The organism is Streptomyces sp. DSM 106670 (genome assembly GCF_055792845.1).
Window position 1 is genome coordinate 3,467,757 of the sequence record NZ_CM147704.1, and the last position, 16,928, is coordinate 3,484,684.

The 16,928-nt window shown below is 69.8% G+C and carries 15 protein-coding genes; 6 read left to right on the forward strand and 9 right to left on the reverse strand.

What is annotated here, in order from left to right; translation table 11 throughout:
- Nucleotides 1-435 precede the first annotated feature (435 nt).
- The 3 genes from ACSMXR_RS15270 (at nucleotide 436) to ACSMXR_RS15280 (ending at nucleotide 4,139) form a co-directional block, all read left to right on the forward strand.
- Complete coding sequence (locus ACSMXR_RS15270; protein ID WP_473172110.1) at nucleotides 436-1,632, forward strand: hypothetical protein; 1,197 nt, start codon at nucleotides 436-438, stop codon at nucleotides 1,630-1,632.
- Between the two features lie 574 nt (nucleotides 1,633-2,206).
- Nucleotides 2,207-3,019, forward strand: coding sequence for a hypothetical protein (locus ACSMXR_RS15275; RefSeq protein ID WP_473172111.1), 813 nt, complete (start codon nucleotides 2,207-2,209; stop codon nucleotides 3,017-3,019).
- Between the two features lie 100 nt (nucleotides 3,020-3,119).
- Nucleotides 3,120-4,139: a hypothetical protein gene (locus tag ACSMXR_RS15280; RefSeq protein ID WP_473172112.1), complete on the forward strand. Its 1,020-nt coding sequence runs from the start codon at nucleotides 3,120-3,122 to the stop codon at nucleotides 4,137-4,139.
- Between the two features lie 264 nt (nucleotides 4,140-4,403).
- Here the strand turns inward: ACSMXR_RS15280 and ACSMXR_RS15285 are convergent, their stop codons facing one another.
- The 7 genes from ACSMXR_RS15285 to ACSMXR_RS15315 form a co-directional block, all read right to left on the reverse strand.
- Entirely contained in the window at nucleotides 4,404-5,576 is a 1,173-nt protein-coding gene (locus ACSMXR_RS15285) for a peptidase M16 family protein (protein ID WP_137234191.1), read from the reverse strand.
- The gene (locus tag ACSMXR_RS15290; protein ID WP_473172113.1) at nucleotides 5,566-6,561 is read right to left on the reverse strand and encodes a hypothetical protein; all 996 of its coding nucleotides are present in this window, start codon (nucleotides 6,559-6,561) and stop codon (nucleotides 5,566-5,568) included. Before ACSMXR_RS15290 ends, ACSMXR_RS15285 begins: the two co-directional genes overlap by 11 nt.
- Nucleotides 6,545-7,804: an MFS transporter gene (locus ACSMXR_RS15295; protein WP_473172114.1), complete on the reverse strand. Its 1,260-nt coding sequence runs from the start codon at nucleotides 7,802-7,804 to the stop codon at nucleotides 6,545-6,547. The genes ACSMXR_RS15290 and ACSMXR_RS15295 overlap by 17 nt, the downstream gene beginning before the upstream one ends.
- A complete protein-coding gene (locus tag ACSMXR_RS15300; RefSeq protein WP_137234255.1) occupies nucleotides 7,801-8,508 on the reverse strand; it encodes a hypothetical protein in 708 nt (235 codons plus the stop codon). The genes ACSMXR_RS15295 and ACSMXR_RS15300 overlap by 4 nt, the downstream gene beginning before the upstream one ends.
- Complete coding sequence (locus tag ACSMXR_RS15305; RefSeq protein WP_137234192.1) at nucleotides 8,505-9,278, reverse strand: hypothetical protein; 774 nt, start codon at nucleotides 9,276-9,278, stop codon at nucleotides 8,505-8,507. Before ACSMXR_RS15305 ends, ACSMXR_RS15300 begins: the two co-directional genes overlap by 4 nt.
- Before the next feature lie 349 nt (nucleotides 9,279-9,627).
- The gene (locus ACSMXR_RS15310) at nucleotides 9,628-12,375 is read right to left on the reverse strand and encodes an AfsR/SARP family transcriptional regulator (protein WP_473172115.1); all 2,748 of its coding nucleotides are present in this window, start codon (nucleotides 12,373-12,375) and stop codon (nucleotides 9,628-9,630) included.
- A gap of 207 nt (nucleotides 12,376-12,582) precedes the next feature.
- On the reverse strand, nucleotides 12,583-13,227 hold the full coding sequence (locus ACSMXR_RS15315; protein WP_137234194.1) for an MBL fold metallo-hydrolase: 645 nt from the start codon (nucleotides 13,225-13,227) through the stop codon (nucleotides 12,583-12,585).
- A gap of 394 nt (nucleotides 13,228-13,621) precedes the next feature.
- On the opposite strand from ACSMXR_RS15315, the gene ACSMXR_RS15320 reads away from it, so the two are divergent.
- Nucleotides 13,622-13,972 (forward strand): hypothetical protein, encoded by a 351-nt coding sequence (locus ACSMXR_RS15320; RefSeq protein ID WP_473172116.1) that lies wholly within the window; start codon nucleotides 13,622-13,624, stop codon nucleotides 13,970-13,972.
- Here ACSMXR_RS15320 and ACSMXR_RS15325 read toward each other — a convergent pair.
- On the reverse strand, nucleotides 13,896-14,480 hold the full coding sequence (locus ACSMXR_RS15325) for a TIGR03086 family metal-binding protein (RefSeq protein WP_473172117.1): 585 nt from the start codon (nucleotides 14,478-14,480) through the stop codon (nucleotides 13,896-13,898). The two genes, ACSMXR_RS15320 and ACSMXR_RS15325, sit on opposite strands and share 77 nt — an antisense overlap.
- 84 nt (nucleotides 14,481-14,564) lie before the next feature.
- Here ACSMXR_RS15325 and ACSMXR_RS15330 point away from each other — a divergent pair, with 84 nt between their 5' ends.
- Nucleotides 14,565-15,386, forward strand: a complete 822-nt coding sequence (locus ACSMXR_RS15330; RefSeq protein WP_473172118.1) for a DUF6597 domain-containing transcriptional factor — start codon at nucleotides 14,565-14,567, stop codon at nucleotides 15,384-15,386.
- A 96-nt stretch (nucleotides 15,387-15,482) separates the two neighbouring features.
- Nucleotides 15,483-16,217, forward strand: a complete 735-nt coding sequence (locus ACSMXR_RS15335) for a Mut7-C RNAse domain-containing protein (protein WP_473172119.1) — start codon at nucleotides 15,483-15,485, stop codon at nucleotides 16,215-16,217.
- Nucleotides 16,218-16,290: 73 nt separating this feature from the next.
- On the opposite strand, the gene ACSMXR_RS15340 is transcribed toward ACSMXR_RS15335, so the two are convergent.
- Nucleotides 16,291-16,905: a hypothetical protein gene (locus ACSMXR_RS15340; protein WP_473172120.1), complete on the reverse strand. Its 615-nt coding sequence runs from the start codon at nucleotides 16,903-16,905 to the stop codon at nucleotides 16,291-16,293.
- Nucleotides 16,906-16,928: the final 23 nt, after the last annotated feature.

A 16,928-nucleotide genomic window follows, 5' to 3' on the forward strand; every position in this document is an offset into this window, starting at 1 on the left:
CGCAGGGTGAGGGACGATTCTCCGTCCGGCGGGCCTCAAATTGGCGCAGCTGTCGATGAAGTGGAAGTCCCTCTGCCGACCGCAGGGTTCGACGAGCGGGTAGATCTGGTCTTTCGGGCTCCGAAGCGTGGGCGCGATCAGTTGCTCGCCAAGGGGTTGTGCGAGCAACAAGGTTGGGCTATCCGACCGGCCGGTGAGCAGGAAGATCCAGGACGGCCGGAGGGCCAAGCTGCATACGTCGTAGAAGTGCGACTCCCCGGCTCGCGCAGGGGCGCTGAAACCGGTGCCCGCCAGCGTCTGCTGGAGGTTGTGGGCAAGCACGTGTCCGTAACCATCGTGGGAGGGTCTCTCGTCCGTGCCCAGACGCCTGAGCCGTTGGTGACATGGCGCGTCTTTCGAGAGTCCAGCTGGCGGAGCAGGCGGGGTCTCGGCTGGTTGGCCTCGCTGCGTACCCAGTCGGGGCTCGCCGACGAGCAGCGCACCATCGGTGTTGCTCCATCCGTCGAAGAAGCGGAGGTCCGCGAGCTACTCGGGCGACAGCGGCTCGGAGGCTTCGAGTTTGATGAGTTCCGCCACGGCGTGCGCAAGAGTGTGGGGCCCAAGGCCAATGAGACGGATGAGGACGGAAATCCCTGGTGGCACGGCCGTCGAGGGGTAGCACTCCGCCTTGCACTGGCATCCCTGCTCATGTTCTACGGCTGGCTCGCGTACGACCGTTCCCTGGTCGGCCAGCTGGCCATGTTCGCGCCGCTCGCCGTCGCCGCGTGGTTCGTCGGCAACTGGTACACGAGCAACCAGCGCCGCCCCTGGCCCCTGCGCTGGGCGGCCGGGGCCTTGGTCCTCGTCGGCAGCGCAATGCCCGGGTACATGTGGCACCAGCAGAACCCTTACGGCGTCGCCGCGCAGATCAGAAGCGTTCTGCTCACGTTCGCCTGTCTGGCTCTGCTGTGGTACGTACCCCGAGGCTGCTGGTTCGCCGTTCGCCAAACCTGGATTAGCAGGCACGCCGTCGGCCTGCTTACCGTGCTCGTCCTGCCCCTGCCGTGGGTTCTGCCGTTCGTCGGCTCGTTCTTGCAGTTCCTGTACGTGGAGGACGCTTTCGGAATCCCCGCTGACTCGGCCTCCACCCCCGTCTATTGGACCGGTGCAGCTGCACTGCTCCCTACTCTCGGCTGCATAGGGCTACTCCTGCCGCCTCTGGCCCTCTACGGGTGGGCTCGCCACTTCCACTGGGCCTGGGAGAAGAGCATTGTGAGCGTCGTGTCCACTGGTGCCGCAGTCGCGCTCGTCGTCACTGGAGGAGTTGCGTTCATGAGCCGGACCTCCGATGCAGCCCACCGCGCCGCCCGTGACGTAGTGAACGCGACTGCACCGGATTCCTACTTCGGCATCCAGGGCGAGCGGATCTGTGTACAGCCGCTCAAAAGCAAGCTTTCCGTGCACAACGGACCACTCCCGACCGATCGTCCACTGCTCGCTTTCAGCACGGATGGCGATGTCCTATACCTGTGGGACCCGGCGCGCTTCCGGGAACATGGCGGACCCGATCCCGTAATGTCGGTGCGCTCGGCGGAAGTCTCGACATACGCAGTGAGCGACGGTGAGGGCCGCTGCCCCCCGAGCCGGACTTGAGGCGCAACAAGCAGAACACAAGACATCCCGGGACTGATCTCTCCTCGTCCAGATTCTGGAAGAAAATGGTCGGCAGTTTAATGCGCATGAACCGACGTGCGGACAGGAATCCGGACGAAGTAGTCACTGCACCGACGGAAAGCACACTGGTCAGACGATCGAGACGCGTGCGCGATGCGTGAGCGGACAACAGGGCGCCAGCCGGCACGGGCAGGCTCAAACGACATGCCGGATAGCGCTGGTCTGCAAGGACAGCACCGTCCGGCGCGTACGAGCACCCTCGATCAGGGATTCCGCCCACTCCTAAAGCGGGTGTCGCAGGTTCGGATCCCGGCGGAGACACAGGAAGAAGAGTCGGCTCAGGAAGGCTTTCCTCCCAGCCCTGGTCCTTCGTCGCGTTCGACACCGTGCCACCGGAGACCACGCAGTGTCCCTATCCGCTGAGTCAGCGGTCGCTGGCCCTGTGCTGGCGGACCAGCGCAACGTCAAGCTGCCCCGCTACTCTGAACTTGACGATTGACTCACAAACGTAAATACCGCGCACCCCCACGACCAGCCCCCATACGCTCATGCCATGGCAACCACCTCTGCGGAAGACCAATACCTCAGACGGACACTGGCGTTGCTGGACAGCGCCCGGCCGTACGAGAGTCTCACGCAATCGGACTCCAAGCAGTGGCAGGTCCAGCCCGGCAGCGTCCTGGCCGGGGACGACGCCAAGACCGACCCCTACCAGGTCTCCCACAGCGCCTGGAACGCGCTCGGTGTGGCCGTCGACCACCTCCACTGCTTCCGCTCGACGTTCGCGGGCGACCCGCAGGACAACTCGGTGTCAATCACCCTCCACACTCATGGGCAGTACTCGCTCCTGCGCGGCGCCTTCGAGAACAGCGCCCGCGCGGTTTGGATGCTCAGTCCCGCCCAGCGGCTCGAACGGATTCAGCGGCGGCTCTGCATCCAGGCCGGCGAGCACAAGAACGCCGACCGCATGACCGCCCTTCTCAAGCAGGAGCCCAAGCGTCCGCTGGACCTGCGGATGCAGCAGCTGACAGAGCTCGTGGTCAATGCGGGCACGGCACCGGACGACGCCAAGAAGGCCCTCAAGCCCGCACCGTACTCGGAAATCGTGCGGGAAGCAGGCGCACTGATGCCCATGGGTGCCGGCGAGGCCGAGGTCGTGTGGAGCAGCTGCAGCTCGCTGGCACACGGAGACTTCTACGGCACCCTCAGTATTCTGGAGCGCAACATCGTGGACACCCAGGGCCGCGTGCATCTCGCCCAGATCACCAGCTCTCCCAAGGTTCTGTTCTGGGTCACGGACCGGACCGTCGCGATGATGCAGCGCGGCTTCGAGCTCTTCAAAGCCCGGGCCACCTGCCACCGCTGACCGGCTCCTCTTACGCCGGGACGCCGCCGTACCCCCTCACCGGGTACCGCTCATCACACAGCCAGACGGCAGTGTCAGTGCAGAGGAGAACAATCAACTCATGGGCGACAACCGCAGATACAGAATGGCCGACGGCGTGAAACTCATCGGCCAGCAGGGCGACTCGATCCAGATGCAGGTCAGCATGCCCCCCGACGATCGGGGCTTCTTCGGCCGTCAGTGCCCTGAGTGTTCGTTGATCTTCCGCATGGACGGCCAGCAGTACAAGGCGCTGCCTGACGACCTCACCCTGTGGTGCGTCTACTGCGGCCATCACGCAGACCACTCGGAGTTCACGACCGAGCAGCAGATCGACCGAGCCCGAGAGGCCGCGAGCGACTTCGGCCACCAGCTGATCCACCATGAGCTGGAGCGGATGTTCAAGGGTCTATCCCGTGGCTCGCGACGTACCGGCCTCTCCTTCTCATTCACATCGCAGCCCTTCCACCCTCGACCGCTGCCCGGGATCGCCGAGGAGAAGCTGGTCCGCGTCCGCACGTGCTCGGGCTGCCACACCAACTACGCGATCTTCAGCGAACACCGGTACTGCCCTGTCTGTGGGCAGCTCCCGGCCACATCGGTCGCCTTCGACACGCTCCAGGCGGAGGCTGCTCGCCTGGACGCATTGGAAGCCCTTCCCTCGGAGGCGAAGGCGCTGCTCCGCGAGCAGGGGGTCTTCACACGCAACTGGGTCGACACCGTCGAGAACGTGGTGGGAGTCGTGGAAGCCCTGGCTTCGTCCCTCTTCCGAGCGGCCGTACCGAATGCGGATGCTCTCCTGAACGGCAAGGGAGCGATCTTCCAACGCCCCGACTCCATGGCCGAGCTGATCGCCAACGCCGGCTTCTCCGATGTGCGCTCCGCCCTCGGCCCGCAGACATGGCAGCGCCTCCTCGAAACCTGGGCGGCCCGGCATCTCTTCACCCACAACGACGGCATCGTGGATGAGAAGTACCTGATCCGAGTGCCCGGTTCATCTGCACGGATCGGCCAGCGCCTGGTGCTTACCGAGGACATGTGTCGCCAAGCCCTGGACGACGCGAAGACTTTGTGCGAGACACTCATCGACGTGGTGCGCTAGCCGTCCCCAGGGCGCATCCAGGGCACATGAGCTTGGGAAACAGCGTTGACCCGTGAGAACTACCGAAAGGGGTTTTCCCAGGTCAACGCACATTCCCTTGCGAAACCCCAGGTCAGCGCTTTCCCGTCACCAATCGCTCCACGAGTGGCAGGACTTCTCCCACCGCCTGCACGACGCGGGGCACCAGGCGTACTGCCTGGTGTGGCCCTGACCCCGAAGTCCACGCGTTCGGGGCGGGTCTGCGGGTCTGCGGGTCTGCCGGGATCAGAACGGATCGCTGCGGGCGGGGCGGGCGCCGACGAGCACCGACCGCTCCCATCCGGTCCCCACGATGTGCTGGACCTCGTCCACGTCCGGCCCGGTGGCGCCCGTCGGGCTGATGCCGTACCCGCACCGCCACGCGTCGACCGCCTCGGCCAGCGTCACGGAGGTGGCGGCGAGGGCACGGCGTCGCTCCGGCACCGCGTCCGCCAGCGCTCCGAGGACGGCCGGCGGGACACGTCCTTCGAGCTGCCTCACCGCGATGCCTATCGCCTCCCGCTGCCGGGAGTTCTCCAGGAGCCAACTGCCGGTGACGACGACGCAGCCGGCGGTGGGAACGACGGAGCCGCCCCGGAAACGAGCGCCGACACGGTCACCCACCTCGGCGAGCGGACCACGCCCGTGCAGCACGGCCTCGGCGGCGAGCTGGAGGGACTCGGCCTTCTCCGCGGTGCTCAGGGGCAACGGGATTCCGATGTAGACCCGGCGGTCCGCGCCGGGAACGCTTCCCCTCGACCCGAGACACCCCCACCCGGAGGAAGAGGTGACGTGCACGACCGGCGGGGCGAGCGGCCCCAGCAGGTTCGCCAGGGGCAGCCATTCCTCGGCCGGGCTCGGACCGACGATCACCAGCCGCTCCGGAGAAGCGGCGCCCTGCAGGGCCGCGTGCGCCTGCAGTTCCCGTGGCGCGATGGCCGCGCACGCCCCGGCGCGGCACTCGTCGAAGCGGGCCGGCTGAGTCCGCCGCGTGGCCAGCGCCGCCAGTTTGTGGCCGGCGACGAGCAGCGGGTTCCCGAACCATTCGGACAGTTCGACATCGATCGCACGGCACTCCCGCAGCCGGACGTCGTCGTCGATCGGTCCCGCGGCCAGTGTCCGGGGGGTGGCGGCCAGCGCCGCGATCAGCTCCTGCCCGGCCTCGGCCGGCACCGTGGCCGACACGCTCATGGTGTCCGCGTCGGTCTGGGCCCGAGCCATGACCGGCGCTGTCATGAGCGCGCGCAGCGTCGCCAGGAAGAGGTGCTCGTACAGGTGGGCCGTTCCCGGAGCATGGGTGGGGTCGAGGCCGAATCCGAGCGCGTAGGTGGCGATCACGGACGTCGTCGGCGAGCCCGGCCGATGCACCACGACGACCCTGCCGTCCTGGCCCGGCAGCCGGAAGATCTCACCATTCACGAACGATCTCCCGCAGTCGGGCGAGGGCCGCATCGGACGGTCGGCCCACCACGGCCACGGCGGGGGTGAACGGGCCGGCGGCCCCGGCGGGACGTTCCGCCCGGCACTGGAAGGGGTCGAGCGAGGGATTGACCGCCTCATGGAGTGCGGCGCCCGCCCGGAGGAAGGGCACCCGTGTGTCGGGCACCCCGGCGTCGAGGACGCGGTGCAGTTCGTCCCGCACGACGTCGAGCAGCGTGGCCACGTGGTCGGCCACGGTACTGAGCCCGATACGCAGGCAGTCGGCGCCGTGCTCCAGGACCGGCATCGTGGCCGCCGCGTAGTAGGGCACACGGTGCCGCGCGAGCGCCTGGACCAGAGTGCCGGGCGTACCGACACGTCCCAGAAGGACGGCCGCGAGCTGTACGGAATCGACCCCGCCGAACCCGTCGGGCCAGGGCAACTGCACACCCACGCCGATACGTTGCAGATCCCGGGCGCCGTAGTAGAAGCCGCCGCGCCAGGCGAGCGCGTCCGGCCGGCCCTCCGGCCGCGCCGGGGCGTCGAGGAGGTCCAGGATCTCGTGGGCATGTTCGACGATCTGCCGGTCGGTGATCGCGGCCGCAGCGGCCGCGTCGAGCCCGGTGTCGACGCAGGTCTCTCCCCAGCCGACCCGGTGCAGGGCGCGTTGGACCAGCCGGCCGCGGTCGTTCATCCGGACGGCTCGCCGCGTGACGAGCGTGCGCCGGAGCGCACCGAGATCGACGTCGCTCAGCAGCCGCTCCAGCAGGCCCCGGGAGACGTCCGGCGGCACGCCGAGCGCCGACCAGCGGTACCCCACCCGATAGGCGTCGATGCCGAAGAGAGCGGCGCAGGCGATGTCCGTCAGTCCGGCCGGCCGGGACGGTTCCGCGGCCGTGCCCAGGGGCACCCACCGCACCTCGACGGAAGGCGGCGGCGCGGCGGTCACCCGCCCCAGCGATACGAGGCTAGGGGGTGTCGTCACCGGTGCCGTCCATGCTCGCTCCGAGGTGTCGCAGCAACAGCCAGGTGGTGGCCGCCAAGTTGACCGCGCCCGCGACCAGGAGGACGTGGGCCGGATGTCCGGTGACATCCCCGACGAGCGGGATGCTGACGTAGGAGACGGTCATGAGCAGGTTCAGCGTGCCGCGGCGGAACGCGAAGATCCGCCCCATGAAGTCGTTCGGGGTCAGGGCCTGATAGACCACGGTCGCCGCCCCGGCGATCATCACGTTGCCGGCCCCGCCGAGAAGTCCGACGACCACGACGGCGGCCCAGCTCCAGGCCTGGCCGCTCAGCACCAGTGCGACCGTGGCGACGGTGGACACCGCGGCCCCTGCCCAGATGAGGAGCGGCTGCCGGTTGAACCTGCGGACGAACAGGTACGACCCGACGACCCAGCCGAGCCCGGCCAGTGTCTGGTACACGGCCGCCGCGGCGACGCCCACCGTTTCCTTGAAGACCGCCAGGGCGATGACCGTCTCCGCGCCGAGGAAGAGGAAGTACGACGCCTCGGCGACCGCCACGCGCCGCAGCCGCGGGTCGATCACGCTCCAGCGAAGGGGTTCCAGCCGAGTCTTCGGCCGGTCGGCCCCAGGCTTCTCCGCCCGGTCCCCGACCACCGCCGACGGACGCAGCGTCATCGCGATGAGCCCGGAGACGACGAACGACGAGAAGTTCACCCACAGGGCCGCTTCGATCCCGATGCCCGTCGAGAGCGCGGCGCCGATGATGGGCCCGAGGCTCATGGCGGCGCCGAAGATCACCTCGAACTTGGCGATGACCGGCCGGGCCTCCTCGGCCGAGATGCGCTCCTTCAACAGGGCCTGCACCGCCGGGATCGCGGCGCTGCCGACGGCCTTGAGCAGGGCCGACACCACGTAGACGACGGCGAGGCTCTCCGCCCGCACGCCCATCACGAGGACCACGACCAGCAGCGCGCAGAGCAACTCGCAGATGATCAGCACCCGCAGCCGGTTGAACCGGTCGACGATCCGTCCTGCCAGCGGAGCGCAGAGGACCACCGGCAGGGTGCCCACCGCGAAGGTGATGCCGGTGGCCGTGTAGGACCCGGTCACCGCCAGGACCCACAGCGGCAGTGCGAGGTTCTGGACGTAGTTCCCGAGCAGGGAGCACGCGTTCGCGAGCAGCAGGATGCGCCACCGCTGCCACGGCCCCGCCGGCCGGTCCCGCACGTCGGGCGCGGGCGCCCGGCTGTCGGTCGTCAAGGCCGGCTCCAGCCCAGGCGAGCAGCGGCGAACTGCGGTTTGGTCGTCTGCGCGGGAGCGGCCCCGAAGTGCGCCGAGAACTTCTCGGCGACTCCCGCGAGTTGGTCCAGGTCGACTCGGCTCGCCTGGTTCGTCTCCACCTCCACCACGGAGAACGTCTCCACCAGGCGTGACGCGGCGTCCCGCAGTTCGACGTCGTCGCAGCTGAGGGCGACGAGCGCCCCCTGGTCGGTGAACAGGGCTGCTTTGGTGCGGCGTTGGGAGAGATATCCGAACACGCGCAGCTCGCCCACCGAGGGCACCCTGCGCGCCACGTACTGCCCCGGCCTCCCCGCCAGCGCGCCGTCGCTGGACAGGGCCTTCATGTCGGGAACGTATTCCGACATCTCCAGCACATCGCGGCGGCCGTCGACCCAGTGGACGGTCTCCTTCGCCACCAGCCACGACGGTCCCCGGCCGGTGTTGACCAGCGCGGTCAGGGAGCAGTCGGCGGCCGACAGCGACCACGCGCCGTCGTCGAAGCACAGCGTGTGCTGAAGGATCGACGCCTGCTCGTCGAGGCGTAACCCGGAGACCTCGACCAGTTGGTCGCGCAGTCTGTCGTGCGCTCCCCTCTCGGCCGGCGAGAGGCCCGGCGACACCCACCGGTACTCGTGTTCCACCCCGACGCGCGGTATGCGCAGAATATGTTCAAGATCCATCATGATGTCGCTTTCACCAGTCGGTGGGTCGATCCCGCGTACTGCTGGTCGGTGAGGCCTCCCACGGTGAAGACATGGACACGCTGGGCCGGCACGCCGAACAGTTCGGTGCACGCCTCGCGTACGACAGCACCGGTGGAGGGCGGCGGCCGGAAGTGGCCGGACTTGGTGTTCGCCACCACCGCGTGCACCCGCGGTGCGCCGATCAGAACGATCTCGCCCGCCGTGCGTACGCGCAGCCGGTCCGGGACGAGCATCGGGTGGGCCACGGGAACGCCGTCGACCTGCGACTTCGCGCGCCCGAAGATGAGTTCGCGGAAGCTGAACCGGCGCCGCCAGACGAGGAGTCGTCCCTCGTCGTCGATCACGAACATGTGCGGCGCGCCCGTGGCGAAGTCGGCCGGAAGCTCGGCGGAGCGGACGTGCCAGGTCTCACGGCTCGCCGTCCGCGCCGCCACGGCATAGCGCTCCTGGAACACGGCGCGATCGAATTCGATGACGAGCGGATCCGCGCCCACCACACGGGTGGGGTGGTCATGACGTACCGTCAGTTCGCGTGCGTAGGCCGTACGGATGTCCTCGGCGGTACGGGCCAGTCGGTCGCGCAGACCGGGAACGGGCCCCGCGCCCAGGTGCGCGTGCCACAGCCGGATCAGCTCCTCGTACCGGAGGAAGACCACCGCCTGCGAGGACGGACCGTACTTCGCGGCTGCCCGCACGGCAGCGGCGTGCAACGCGTCGGCTTCGGCGAGATACGACGTGTCGGCGACCATTGCTCCAACCCTCCTTGGGCGGCAGAAGGGCACCCGGCCCCAGGTAGGGGCCGGGTGCCGGTGAGAGGCTACGTACGCCTGCTCGACGTGCCCGGGACCATCAGGTCCAGGTCTCGCCCGCCTGCACGGACGTCAGTGCGTCCAGGCCGTCCTCGGTCCCGTCGAGCGACTCGATGACCTCGATGATCTCCACGACCTGCTCCATGGTGACTTCCTCCCTCGAAATATGCGATTTCATCGGAAACGGAACCGATGGGGATGGAGGCGGTGAATCCCCCGTCGCGCTCCGCCCCTCCGGTCCGTCACCGGTCAGCTTCGTCAGAGCTTGCATCGCGCTGTCATCCACCTTTCATCCACCGGTGCGGCCGATCAGACGCGCCATCTCGGCCTCGCCCGTCGCGTCGCTGTTCCGGCGGTAGACCTCCTGCGCCTTGCGGAACCACTCGACGGCGGTGGCGGCGTCACCGGACCCCATGACCGCATGCCCGATGCGGGCGAGGGTGTCCGCCTCGGCCGTACGGAACCCGGACTTCCGCATCAGCACGAGCCCTTCGTGCAGATGGGTCAGTGCCCGCGGGTAGTCGCGCTGCCGGAGGAAGAGCGCACCGATGCTGCTGAGGATCGCGGCCTCGTGGTGCCGAAGGCCGTGCTCCTGGGCGAGTTCGCGTCCGGCCCTCAGCCGCTCCAGCCCTGCCTCGATGTCGTCGAGGGCCATCAGCGCGTCCGCCGAGTTGTTGAGCGCGTGCACGACGAGCGTGATGTTCCCCGCCGTCCTGGCGAGACCGAGCGCCAACTCGTGCTCGGCCAGAGCGTCCTGGTACCGGCCCTGCAGCTCATAGGCGAACCCGAGGCCCAGACGGGAACCGGCGGCCCCGGCCGGCTCCCCCTGGCCCTCGTAGAGCTCCGTCGCCAGGAAGAGCTGCCCGATCGCGGCGTCGAGGTCGTGCGTGACCACGAGCGCACCCCCCAGCGCATGGTGCAGATGCGCACGGAGCAGCGGATCGCGGACCCTGGACGCGTTGTCCCCGCAGTGCTTCCAGGCGTCCATATCGGCACTGGAGAAGCCGGTCCGAAGGAAGTAGCTGTGCAGGTGGTAGAGCAGTTCCACGGCCCGGTCGATGTCGTGGCGGACCGCGGCGGCTATGGCCGGCGCCAGATTCTCCTTCTCCTGGTCGAAGAACGTGATCGCGTCGACGTCCTTGGCGAACTGCTCGACGAAGGACTCGGTCCGTTCCCCGCGGCCGGCGAAGGCGTCGCGATCGGGCCGCAGCACACCGTTGGCCATGGCGGCCACCGACAGATACCAGTTCAGGAGGCGGTCCAGGGCTTCGGCCGGCCGGTCCTCCCGCGCCTGTGCGGCCAGGCGTTCAGCGGCGAAGGACTGAACCAGATCATGCATGGCCAGGTGGTTCTCACCGGCCTTGGTGACCAGGTGCAGCGCGAGCAGGTTGCCGAGGCCGCGCCGCACGGCCGGCAACGGGACCGCCGCCATGGCCGCCACCGTCTCGGCCCGCATCCGGCGTCCGGGGTGCACCGCGAGCAGCCGGAACAGCCGTGCGTCGTCCTCCGACAGCGTCGCGCAGGTGTTCGCCAGAACCGATCGGACGCTGCGGGTGTCGCCGTCGATGGCGAAGCCGTCGAGGGGCACACCGTCGCGGGCGAGGCCGGCGGCCAGTTGCTCGACCGTGAGGGAACGGTCCGCCATCATCCGGGCGGCGAGGATACGCAAAGCCAGCGGCATCCCGTCGCACAGATCGAGCAGCCGGTCCAGCGCCGCCCCTCGCCCCTGCCCCTCCGGCACCCCACCCGCTGCTCCCGAGGCTCCCGAGGCTCCGGTGATGATGGAGCGGCTCTCCGCCCGGCTGAGCCCGCCGAGGGCCACCCCCTTGACCGCGACACGGGTGTGGAGAGCGGCAAGGCTGTTGCGGCTGGTCACCACCAGTTGTGAACCGCCGCCGGTCGGCACGGCGGGCAGAATGTGATCGATCGTCCCGGCGTTGTCCAGAACGATCAGCAGCTTCTTGTCCGCCACAGCCGATCGGTACAGGGCGACGCGCTTCTCCGGCGGGACGGACGTGTTCGGCGGCGAGAGGTCCAGACTTTCCAGAATGTGTTCGAGCACGCTGTCCGCCGAACTACTGCTGTCCGCACTGTGACCGCGCAGATCGAGAAAGATCTGGCCGTCCGGGAAACGGTCCCGGACCCGGTGCGCCCACTCCACGACGAGCGATGTCTTTCCCATGCCCGCCGCGCCGGCGACCACGAGAACCTGAGCTTCGCCGCAGTGCTCCGAGAGCAGCGCCAATTCGTCCCGGCGTCCGGTGAAGGACCCGTCCGGCGGAGGAATCTGGCTCGGCGCCGGCGGCGCGTTCCCGACACCGGCCGCAGGCGCGGCGACTTCGGCCCTCCCCTCCGCCGTCGGCCCGAGGAGCGTCGGATCGCTCCGCAGGATCCTTGTGTGGAGCTCCTGCAACTCGGGGCCGGGGTCGATTCCCAGCTCGTCGTTCAACCGGGCGCGAGCCTGCTGATAGGTCTGCAGGGCGGCCGCCTGCCGGCCCGTGCGGTAAAGGGCCGTCATGAAGAGTCCGGTGAGCTGCTCGCGGAAGGGGAACTCCGCGACGAGGGAGGCGAGTTCGGTCACCACGCGGCCGTGCAGACCGGTCTGCAGCTCCAGCCGCATGCACTCCTCCCAGGCAGCCGGTCGCTCTTCGTCGATGAGCAGCGCGTTCCCCTGGATCACCTGGGTGTCGATACCCGCGAAGGCGGGCCCCCGCCACAGCGCCAGCGCCTCTCGCAGCTTCCCCGCCGCCGCTGCCGGATCGCCCGCATCGCTGAGACCGGCGGCCCGGGCGACCAGACCGCGGAAGACATGCAGATCGATGCGGTCCAGGTCGATGTCGAGGGAGTATCCCGCCCGGCCGGTACGCACGACCTCGTTGGCCTCGGTCACACCGGCGCCCAGCCACGCCTGACGCAGCTGCGACGCCACGTTCTGGACCTGCCGTTCCGCCGACGCGGGCGGCACACCGTCCCAGAGCGCCTCGGTGAGCGCACCGATCGACACGAGGGTGTTCGGACTCAGCAGCAGACGTGCCAAGAACCGTGTATGGCGGGGACGGAGAGAGGGAAGCCGACGCTCGGATGCTTCTACCTCCAGATGCCCGAGCACCTGAAATCTCATTGACCCTACCTTCGGCAGATAAACTCAACGACACTTTCACGAGGAGGAATCTGCCGCGTGGTCCGGTGGCCCACGATCCCGGCTCGGCGATGCCCCCCGCACTCGCCGAAATACAAGAAACGCCTACCAGCCGCGCGCCCGCCATTCAGGGAGCGAGGGCCGCTCGACGCCGATTTCCGTATCCTTTCCGTGCCCCGGGTAGACCCATGTCGAGTCCGGCAGCCTGTCGAAGATCTTCTCCTCCACGTCCTTCAGGAGGGAGGCGAATGCATCGGGGTCGCCGAAGGTGTTTCCCAGGCCGCCGGGGAAGAGCGAGTCGCCGGTGAAAAGGTGCGGATGGCCTTCCGGGTCGTCGTACAGCAGCGCGACGCTGCCCGGAGTGTGGCCGGTCAGCCGGATCACCCGCAGTTCGAACGCGCCGCAGGTGATGATGTCGCCGTCGTGCAGAGCAACGTCCGTGGGCACCTTGATGCCCGGCACATCGGGCTCCCCGGCGTAGGTCGTGGCGCCCGTGGCGTCGACCACCGCGGCGAGGCCGTTCTCCCAGTGGTCCCAGTGCTGATGCGTGGTCACGACGGCGTCCAGCCGTCGGTCGCAGAAGTCGAGCAGCACTTCCGGCTCATTCGCCGCGTCGATCATCAACCGCTTTCCGGTCGAATGACAGTGCAACAGATAGCAGTTGTTGTCGCCGGGTCCGACCGCGACCTTGCTGATGGTCAGCGCGGAAAGCTCGCGAACCCCCGGTGCCACACCCGAGTATGCCGTCATATTCACGATCCTAGACGGCTACGGGAGAGAGCGCGGGGTGTTATGGCCTGAAGTATTCGATGGGCGGCCCGGATTCAACGCAATTCGGAGGATTGCGAAGGAGTGGCATACACCGGCCCACCGACCGGCTTCACCGGATAGCAGGACCTTTTCCCCACGCTCATCTCGATATTCCCGGATCCGACCGAAGGGCTTCGGCCGGATCCGGGAGAACTGGCCGAATGTCCCTTGTGTACGGCCGTACAGCCGGTCGAACCGTTCAGACAGGCGCTCTCACGTGCACACATTCGGTCGGATCGAGCCATGTATCACGGCGAATTTGGCCGAAGCCGGTCTTCAGCGCCACCACCTCACACGCCGATGCACAGGACACCGACCATCGAGGAGGTCCGCCGTGGGCGACGTTCTGCTGGCCCTGTCCATCCCCGTGCTCGTCTTCGGCGGCGGCATCTACGCGGCCTGCGACTGCTGGTGGCGCCGCAGGCACCCGGCGCCACCGTCCCCGTACACCCACCGGGCCGCCCGGCTGGCGGAGCAGGACATGCTGGTCCTGGCCGCGGACGTCGTCGACGACGCGTACGCCGCCCTCGGCCCCCTCTACGACGCCCCGGCCACCACCCCGTGCCCCGCCGGACCGCCCGCCGGGCTCGGCGGACCGCCCGCCAGGTTCAGCCCCCGCCCGTCCCGGCCGGACGCCAGCCCGGATCGCGCCCCGTCACCGCCAGCAGCCGCTCGAAGGCGCTAGCCCCCTCACCCACCGGGAACGGCTCGCCGAACACCTTCATCGCGCGGGCCTGCGGGGCCATCGCCGCGAGCCCCGGGCCCACCTCGTCGAGCACGCTCCGGTCCGGCTCGAAGTCCGTGCCGGTCGCCCGCGCCAGGTCCCAGGCGTGCACGGTCAGGTCGCCGAGCACCATCAGCCCCACCGTCCGGGCCGGCAGCCCCATCTGCCCGGTCGTGCCCTCCTCGGCGCCCGGCGCGTCCCACGCCGCCGCCAGCCGGTCGGTCTCCTCGGCGAACCTCGCCCGCCAGTCGCCCGTCACGAACTCCGGCTCCTGGCCGAAATCCACCTCCTCACGGGCCGCGAGCGCCTGGAAGTTCACCACCACCAGGAACAGGTGGTTCAGCAGCGCCCGTACGTCGTACTCGGCGCACGGCGTACGGTCGCCCAGCCGGCTCTCGTCGATGCCCCGGACCACGGGCAGCGCCCGGGCCGCGGCGGCTTCCAGCAGTTCACTGATCTTCTGCGTCATGCCGTCCAGCCTGCGCCGCGCCCCACCCCACGTCTTGAAGAAACACGACAGGCGGCCACCGATCGGGAGTCCTAGGATCGTGGCATGGCCGCCGGACCCCGCCGCGACACCCGGGGCATCGTCGACGCCCCGGACCTCTTCGCCCACGTACGCTTCCGCCGCCGCGAGCCCGCCGCCGCGCTGCGCCCGTACCTGGAGCACTACTGGCTGATCGACTGGGACCTCACCGAGCCGTACGCCGCCCATGTCGTCCCGCACCCGTCGGTGAACCTGGTCCTCCAGCGGTACGAGGCCGGGGCGACGCCCGAGGAGCGGTCCGGGTACGCCGAGGTCGCGGGCGTCGACCCGGGGCTCTTCACCCGGAAGCTGGCCGGGCGCGGGCGGGTCTGCGGGGTGCAGTTCCGGCCCGGCGGCTTCCGCCCGTTCGCGCCGGAGCACGACGTCTGCGACCTCACCGGGCGCCACGTTCCCGCCGCCGAGGTGCTGCGGTCGCCGCCGCCCGTCGACGCGGTCCTGGGCCCGGACGACGAGGACGCGCGGGTCGCGGCGCTGGACGCCTTCCTGCTGGGCCTGGAACCCCGCCCCGACCCCCGGGCGACGCTGGCGATGACCGCCGTCGACCGGGTGCGCACCGACCGCACGGTGCGCCGGGCCGATCGGCTCGCCCAGGACACGGGGCTCTCCGCCCGCTCCCTGCAACGGCTCTTCGCCGCGTACGTCGGCGTCGGACCCAAGTGGGTCATCCTCCGCTACCGCATCCACGAGGCGCTGGAGCGCGCCGGATCCGACCCGGCCGTCGACTGGGCCCGGCTCGCGACGGACCTCGGCTACAGCGACCAGGCCCATCTGGTGCGGGACTTCACCGCGACGGTCGGCGTCCCCCCGACCGCGTTCGCCCCGCGCTGACGGCGCGCGGTCGCGCCCCCGCACGCCCCCGGGCCCCCCGCCCGCCCCCTGCCACATGCCTGGCCGCCCGTCCCGCCCCGGTGGCATCCTGGCCGGGTGAACGGACCCGAGATCACCCTCGAAGTAGCCCCTGAGCTGCGGCTCTTCGTCCCGCACGACCGCCGTGGCGGGCCCACGCCCCTCGTCACGGACGGCTCCTCGACCCTCGGCCATGTCATCGAGTCCCTCGGCGTCCCGCTCACCGAGGCCGGAACGCTGCTGGTGAACGGCGGTCCGGTGGCCCGCTCGCATGTGCCGGGCCCCGGCGAGCACGTCGAGGTGCGTGCCGTGGAACGCCCGCAGCGGGTGCCCGGCGCGCCGCTGCGCTTCCTCCTCGACGTCCATCTCGGCACGCTGGCCCGCCGGTTGCAGCTCCTGGGCGTCGACGCGGCGTACGAGAGCGAGGACATCGGCGACCCCGCCCTGGCCACCCTCTCGGCACGGGAGCGGCGCGTCCTGCTCTCCCGGGACCGCGGGCTGCTGCGCCGCCGTGAGATCTGGGCGGGCGCGTACGTCTACAGCGACCGCCCCAAGGAGCAACTCCGCGACGTCCTCGGCCGGTTCGCTCCGGTCCTGGACCCGTGGACCCGCTGCACCGCGTGCAACGGCACCCTGGCCGGGGCCGCCAAGGACTCCGTGAGCGCACTGCTGGAGCACGGCACGCAGCAGGCGTACGACGTGTTCGCCCAGTGCACGGAGTGCGACCGGGTGTACTGGCGCGGCGCCCACCACGGCCACCTGGAGACGATCGTGTCCGAGGCGGTCCGCGAGTTCGGGGGCGCGGCGGCGTAGCGGCATGACCGCGTGACGGCGAAGGCCCGCCACACCGAAGACGCCAGAAGACACCAGAAGATGTCAAAAGGCGTCAGAAGGCGTACGGGTCACCCGTCGAGGGCGCCAGCACCGTGTGCGTGTCGTTCCCGGAGTCCGCGTCGCGCGCCCCGCCGCTCCACACCGTATCGACCCGCACGACCACCTCGGCCGGGCGGCCGGCCAGCCGCAGGTCCAGCGCGGTCCGCCGGGTCTGCCCGCCCTTGGCCAGCGCGCCCGTCTCGCACAGCACCGCCGCCCTGCCGCCCCACAGGCAGCCCGGCGGAAGCTGCTGCCGTACGGCCAGCGGCTCGGAGAACCGCAGCCGCACCGTCGAGGCGGACACATCGGCGGGCCCCCGGTTCGCGGTCCGCAGCCGGATCTCCAGCTGGTCGCTCCAGAAGGCGACGTGCCCGTGATGGGCGATGTCCGCCTCGGACACGGCGGACGCGGCGGACGCGGCCGACGAGACGGACGCGGCAGGGGCGGCGGGAGCGGCCGGGGCCACCGGCTCGGCGGCGAAGGTGACGGGGTCGGTGTCCGCCGCCACCGCCGGCCGCGGCACCGGCATCCGCACCGGCACCGCCGTCGCGGCCGGCACGGTCGTCGCCGCGGCCACGGCGACGGCGACGGACAGCGGCATCAACAGTCTTCGGCTCAGCATCAGCATGCCCGGAACATACCGATCACACC

Bases quoted from the DNA above. Each gene is read 5' to 3' on its own strand.
- ACSMXR_RS15275 (WP_473172111.1), top strand. From the start codon at position 2,207: ATGGCAACCACCTCTGCGGAAGACCAATACCTCAGACGGACACTGGCG.
- ACSMXR_RS15280 (WP_473172112.1), top strand. From the start codon at position 3,120: ATGGGCGACAACCGCAGATACAGAATGGCCGACGGCGTGAAACTCATC.
- ACSMXR_RS15300 (WP_137234255.1), bottom strand. From the start codon at position 8,508: ATGATGGATCTTGAACATATTCTGCGCATACCGCGCGTCGGGGTGGAA.
- ACSMXR_RS15305 (WP_137234192.1), bottom strand. From the start codon at position 9,278: ATGGTCGCCGACACGTCGTATCTCGCCGAAGCCGACGCGTTGCACGCC.
- ACSMXR_RS15315 (WP_137234194.1), bottom strand. From the start codon at position 13,227: ATGACGGCATACTCGGGTGTGGCACCGGGGGTTCGCGAGCTTTCCGCG.
- ACSMXR_RS15325 (WP_473172117.1), bottom strand. From the start codon at position 14,480: ATGACGCAGAAGATCAGTGAACTGCTGGAAGCCGCCGCGGCCCGGGCG.
- ACSMXR_RS15330 (WP_473172118.1), top strand. From the start codon at position 14,565: ATGGCCGCCGGACCCCGCCGCGACACCCGGGGCATCGTCGACGCCCCG.
- ACSMXR_RS15340 (WP_473172120.1), bottom strand. From the start codon at position 16,905: ATGCTGATGCTGAGCCGAAGACTGTTGATGCCGCTGTCCGTCGCCGTC.